Source organism: Arthrospira sp. PCC 8006, from assembly GCF_046480465.1.
In the GTDB taxonomy this organism is placed as follows: Bacteria; Cyanobacteriota; Cyanobacteriia; order Cyanobacteriales; family Microcoleaceae; genus Limnospira; species Limnospira platensis.
Genome location: NZ_PKGG01000314.1, coordinates 1 through 4,509 on the forward strand (window position 1 = coordinate 1; position 4,509 = coordinate 4,509).

The following is a 4,509-nucleotide window of genomic DNA, read 5'->3' on the forward strand; positions in this document are numbered from 1 at the left end:
GATCAGAGAAGCGATAGAAATCACCCCCCCCCGTTAGGACAATCGAGATAATACCCCCCACCAAGGCCAAGGGAAGATTGAGCATAATGGCCACAGTCGCGCCTGAGAGACACGCGCCAGCGAAGAACATCAAAATGGCAATTATAATCGCGGCTAGGATGCTATACCAGACCAGATTATTGGTGGCTTTTTGTTCCGCTTCAAACTGTCCGCCATATTGGATAAAGTAGCCATTGGGTAACTGGACATTTTGGCGGATAGCAGCCTGAATGTCACTCACCACACGGACTCAGTCTCGCGTTTGCGTTTGTAGCGCGGACACTACAATTAAACGAGACACATTTTCAAGTTCGGGTTCTACCACATTAGCCCCCATACCTTGACGAGACTCTAGCCACAGCACGCTAGGGGWATCATTTGTCCCGTGGGGGTAGAGAGGGGAATCGCCCCAATGGCATCTAAATTATTGCGTGAGGCGAAGTGCAACCGACGGTAATATTAATCAGTTGTTGATTTTCCGGGACTTGGGACACCACTTGACCATTGAGAGCGGTTTCCACCACCTCAGAAATGGCAGCCATGGTTAAACCATAACCAGACTGCAACTGGCGGTCATAATGAATTTGAACCCCGCGGATAGGTAATTGAGGTTCTAATTGTAAGTCGAAGGGCTCCCGCAATAGGTTTTATAGCATCTCGGACTTGTTAAGCGACTTGACGCAACTGGACTAAATCGGGGCCAAAAATTTTGACAGCGTTCGCGTAGCGTGTGCGTAGCACGTATCGCACTKCTGACCCCCGATAAAACTTCATCCATGCGGTGAGAAATAAAACCGCCAATATTAGGCGCAACACCGGGCAATTGCAGAAACTTCGCAAGCCAGTTGTTGAACAGCCGCCTCTCGGTCTTGTAGGGCAAGAAAACGAGACTCCACATCCACATGGGCCATGTTCACCCCCGCCCCATCAGCATCCCCCGGAGCGCGTCCAGCACGAACTTGTACCCATTCATAAAGGGGATGATCTTGTAGGGATTGAGCCAGAGCCATTCCCGCCCGATTGGTCATCTCCAAAGAGACCGACTGAAATAAAACCATAGAGTTCACCATAGATTTTTCCTGAAATCAGGCGCAGAAAACCCGTCCCAAGGAAGGCACAACGGCGCTATGTAGACAACGTAGGAGGCTAAGGCTAATCCTAAAATCAGTTGGGGAGTCCGGACCAGACAAGTCTCGCCGTGGGCGATACAAACGCGGATGCCCCACGTGAAATAAATGTGCCTTCTTGGGGGAGTTGATGATGAGCCAATAAAATAGCACAGAGGGCGGCCGAAAGGGTCCCCAGGCCAAGGTAGAAGCGACAATGGAGAGCAAATAAGCCCAACCCATGGGGGCAAAAATCCGCCCTTCTACCCCCGTTAAAGTAAAAATGGGGGCAAAGACGACGATGATAATAACCGTGGAAAAAATGACAGCCAACGCCACCATGACCGAAGTTTCATAAACCAGACAACCGAGAAAGGGGGGGTTGGGGTTTTCTTGGGTTTGATTCCGCCGTAAACCGCGATAGCAGTTTTCCATATCCTGGGGGGGCATCATCGACAACTGACCCAATCGCCACCACTAAGCCCCCCAAGGTCATGGTATTAATCCCTAAACCAAAGGCTTTCATGAACATTAAGCCAATCAAGAGAGATAAGGGAATGGCACTCAGGGTAATGATAGCCGTGCGCCAATTCATTAAAAAGAGCAACATAATTACCGACACGATGATGATGCCTTGAATGAGGGAGCCGCTAACGTTGCCAATAGCAGAATCAATAAAGTTTGACTGGCGGAAGGTGCGTTGAACCCGGACATCGGCGGGAAAGGTGGACTGTAGGGAGTTCATCACCGCTTCCACCGCTTGGGTGACGGTGGGGGTATCTACATCCGGTTGCTTGTTAATCATCAATACAACAGCCGGCTGTCCGTTGAAGCTGGCATCTAAGAGTTTAAGTGCTGCTCCGGTTTTGACTTCCGCCACATCTTGGAGCTTTGGAGGTTCGCCGTCTTGAACGGCCGCCACTGACTGCTGTAAGTCGGCGTCGGTGTTCATCTGTCCGATCCCTCGGACGAGTAACTCTTGACCCCCCCCTCGCCGAACCCCCCCGGGGCGTTGGAAGGGGCGGACCGTGCGGCGGCAGTGACTTCATTGAGGGAGACTTGGCGCGATCGCAACAGTTGTGGATTCACGGTTGCCTGGTTTTCCCGTTCATCCCCCCCATAAATAGTCACCTGAGACACACCTGGCACCCGGAGAATCTGATTTCTGAGGGTAACATCCACCAAACGGCGTAAATCCATCAGAGAGGTTTCTCCCTGACCATTGACCGTAAAGGCATATTGCAGAATCGTTCCCAACGGAGAGACTAAGGGGGAAATTTCCGGCGGATGAATCCCTTGGGGCAGTTGACTCCGGTTCGGATTCTGTTGGAGTCGGTCCAACTGCAGCCTGCCGCGCTTGGTAAATATCAGCCTCTTGGTCAAAGACAACATGAACCATAGAGAGTCCCCAATTGGAGGACGAACGAACCAGACAACGGTGACACTGGGTAAGCCATTCACGGTTGCCTGGTTTCACCCTGAACCGTAATCTGAGCCTCTACTTACTCCGGAGCCAAACCAACCGCCTCAGTTTGGATATCTACTTGAGGGGGAGCAAAGGGAGGGAAAACATACTCGGGCATTTGAGTAATTGTCACCAACCCCCAGATGGTGATGACCAGAGATCCAATCACCATTAACCACCGTTGAGCAATGGAATTTTTTAGCGGCGGATTTTGAATGGTGTTAAACATCGACGGGCTATCAACCTCCCTTATTTGTCAGAGAAGAGATTTTTGTTCCGACGACTTCCGGATCCAGAAGAAAATCCCACCACAGAAGAGCAAAACTCCTCCACGGGCGGCGGCTAGTGTTCATTAGGGAAAACTGAGTGGCTTGTAAGGTACATTGCGCTCTGTATTGTCCTCATGGGTGTCTGGTTTTGGGGGGAAACTTCATCGGTGGGAGTGGTGGCGGTTTCTGGACCCGGTACCGTTGTTGCGGTTTGGGTTTTGCGGGATTCAGCATAGAGGGATAAACTGCCCCACCTCACGAGTTGTTCCCCAACGGATAACCCGTTTGTGACTTCGACCCATTCCCCGTTTGTTGCTCCGATTTGCACTCCGGAGGGTTCATAAAAACTACCATACAAGACAAAGGCTAACTGTTTCCCCTACGCATCGACTAAGGCGCTTGCTATGAACAAGAACGCGGGAACTGCCATCAAAGGCGCACTTGCATGGGAGCCCGACGGGTCCCGAGGAGGGGATCGGTTTCTGGGTTGACGGGAACTCGGTCAATCCCGCCTTCGGCTTGAAACTCCCGGGGCCGTGTCCCACATGGGCTAGGGTTAGGGTGGGTGTGCCGAAAATTAAGCCCAGAGCGAACATTGAGCCAATCATAGAAGTTGTGTTCATTAGACCTCCTCACAAAAACATGGGGTTTTCTGCCAAATCTTCCCCAGTGTGCCAAAGAGGAGATGAAATCTAGGTGAAATCTCACCCCTTTTTTCTCGCAGTCTGTTAACCTCGATCGCAGTCGTCTCCCCCTTGCACACGATGCGAATTCTGTTGGTCGAAGATGAAGCGGAATTAGGATAGGCGGACCGCGCAAGTTCTGGTCAATGAGAAATATATTGTCGATTGGGTGACGCGGCCGAGTGCAGGCCTGGCATTGCGATCGAAAGTCAGTGGACGGATTACACGGTGGCGATTGGCCGATTGGCTTGTGCCGGAGTTGTCGGGTTTGGAGTTATGTCAACGCATCCGCGCGAACCCGCACCCTCTACCCATTTTGATGTTAACGGCTCTGGGACAACCGGATCATCGAATTACTGGACGTAGGTAGCACCTACGCGGCGATTATTTGGTGAAACCTTTTGTGATGGCGGAATTATTGGCAAGGGTTGCGCGCACGGACCGCGGCGATCGCCCACCCTCCAACCCCAAACCCTGACTTGATGAGCATTTATGCGCATCGGCGCGACGAACAATACTATCTGTAATCGACTCACCCAACCTCACTCAATGATTCCCTTAACGGTCAAAGAATTTCAGATTTTTGCCTATTTAATGCAAAATCCCGATCGCATTATTCCGGGGAGTAAAATCCGCTATCAACTTTGGTAGGGGGAGGAAGAACCCATCAGTAATGTGGTGGCGGCGCAAATGCGCTTATTACGGCGCAAACTAGCGAGTTATGGCGCTTGTATGCCCCATTGAAACTATTCGCGGTCAGGGCTATCGTTTTAAGTTGAATCCCGAAGCCTCATCCTCGTCAGAAGGCTCTTTGGGGTAGTTCACCCCGCCCGACGCGATGAATAGCTATCAACTGTTTCGCCATAGCAGAATCCGTCTGGCCCTTTGGTATGCGTTAGTGATGGGTGGGATTTTGGGTTGATCAGGGTTTGGGGTGTATCACTCTC

Annotated in this window: 6 protein-coding genes and 1 pseudogene; 1 reads left to right on the top strand and 6 read right to left on the bottom strand. The window is 51.4% G+C overall.

Translation table 11 applies throughout. From position 1 onward, the window contains the following. The 6 genes and pseudogenes from B9T16_RS26155 to B9T16_RS26180 form a co-directional block, all read right to left on the bottom strand. Positions 1-280 (bottom strand): efflux RND transporter permease subunit (locus B9T16_RS26155; RefSeq protein ID WP_410246127.1); only part of this gene is annotated, 280 nt, incomplete at its 3' end. A gap of 178 nt (positions 281-458) precedes the next feature. Further along, complete coding sequence (locus tag B9T16_RS26160; RefSeq protein WP_014275002.1) at positions 459-680, bottom strand: efflux RND transporter permease subunit; 222 nt, start codon at positions 678-680, stop codon at positions 459-461. Positions 681-842: 162 nt separating this feature from the next. Further along, positions 843-1,109, bottom strand: coding sequence for a hypothetical protein (locus B9T16_RS26165; protein WP_014275001.1), 267 nt, complete (start codon positions 1,107-1,109; stop codon positions 843-845). Positions 1,110-1,124: 15 nt separating this feature from the next. Further along, on the bottom strand, positions 1,125-1,598 hold the full coding sequence (locus tag B9T16_RS26170; RefSeq protein WP_308805613.1) for an efflux RND transporter permease subunit: 474 nt from the start codon (positions 1,596-1,598) through the stop codon (positions 1,125-1,127). Continuing rightward, positions 1,498-2,537: pseudogene (locus B9T16_RS26175) on the bottom strand (efflux RND transporter permease subunit). Before B9T16_RS26175 ends, B9T16_RS26170 begins: the two are co-directional and overlap by 101 nt. 110 nt (positions 2,538-2,647) lie before the next feature. Beyond that, the gene (locus B9T16_RS26180) at positions 2,648-2,839 is read right to left on the bottom strand and encodes an efflux RND transporter permease subunit (protein WP_014274997.1); all 192 of its coding nucleotides are present in this window, start codon (positions 2,837-2,839) and stop codon (positions 2,648-2,650) included. A gap of 1,272 nt (positions 2,840-4,111) precedes the next feature. On the opposite strand from B9T16_RS26180, the gene B9T16_RS26185 reads away from it, so the two are divergent. Beyond that, on the top strand, positions 4,112-4,213 hold the full coding sequence (locus B9T16_RS26185; RefSeq protein WP_231852140.1) for a helix-turn-helix domain-containing protein: 102 nt from the start codon (positions 4,112-4,114) through the stop codon (positions 4,211-4,213). Positions 4,214-4,509 lie beyond the last annotated feature (296 nt).

Bases quoted from the DNA above. Each gene is read 5' to 3' on its own strand.
- B9T16_RS26165 (WP_014275001.1), bottom strand. From the start codon at position 1,109: ATGGTGAACTCTATGGTTTTATTTCAGTCGGTCTCTTTGGAGATGACC.
- B9T16_RS26170 (WP_308805613.1), bottom strand. From the start codon at position 1,598: ATGATGCCCCCCCAGGATATGGAAAACTGCTATCGCGGTTTACGGCGG.
- B9T16_RS26180 (WP_014274997.1), bottom strand. From the start codon at position 2,839: ATGTTTAACACCATTCAAAATCCGCCGCTAAAAAATTCCATTGCTCAA.
- B9T16_RS26185 (WP_231852140.1), top strand. From the start codon at position 4,112: ATGATTCCCTTAACGGTCAAAGAATTTCAGATTTTTGCCTATTTAATG.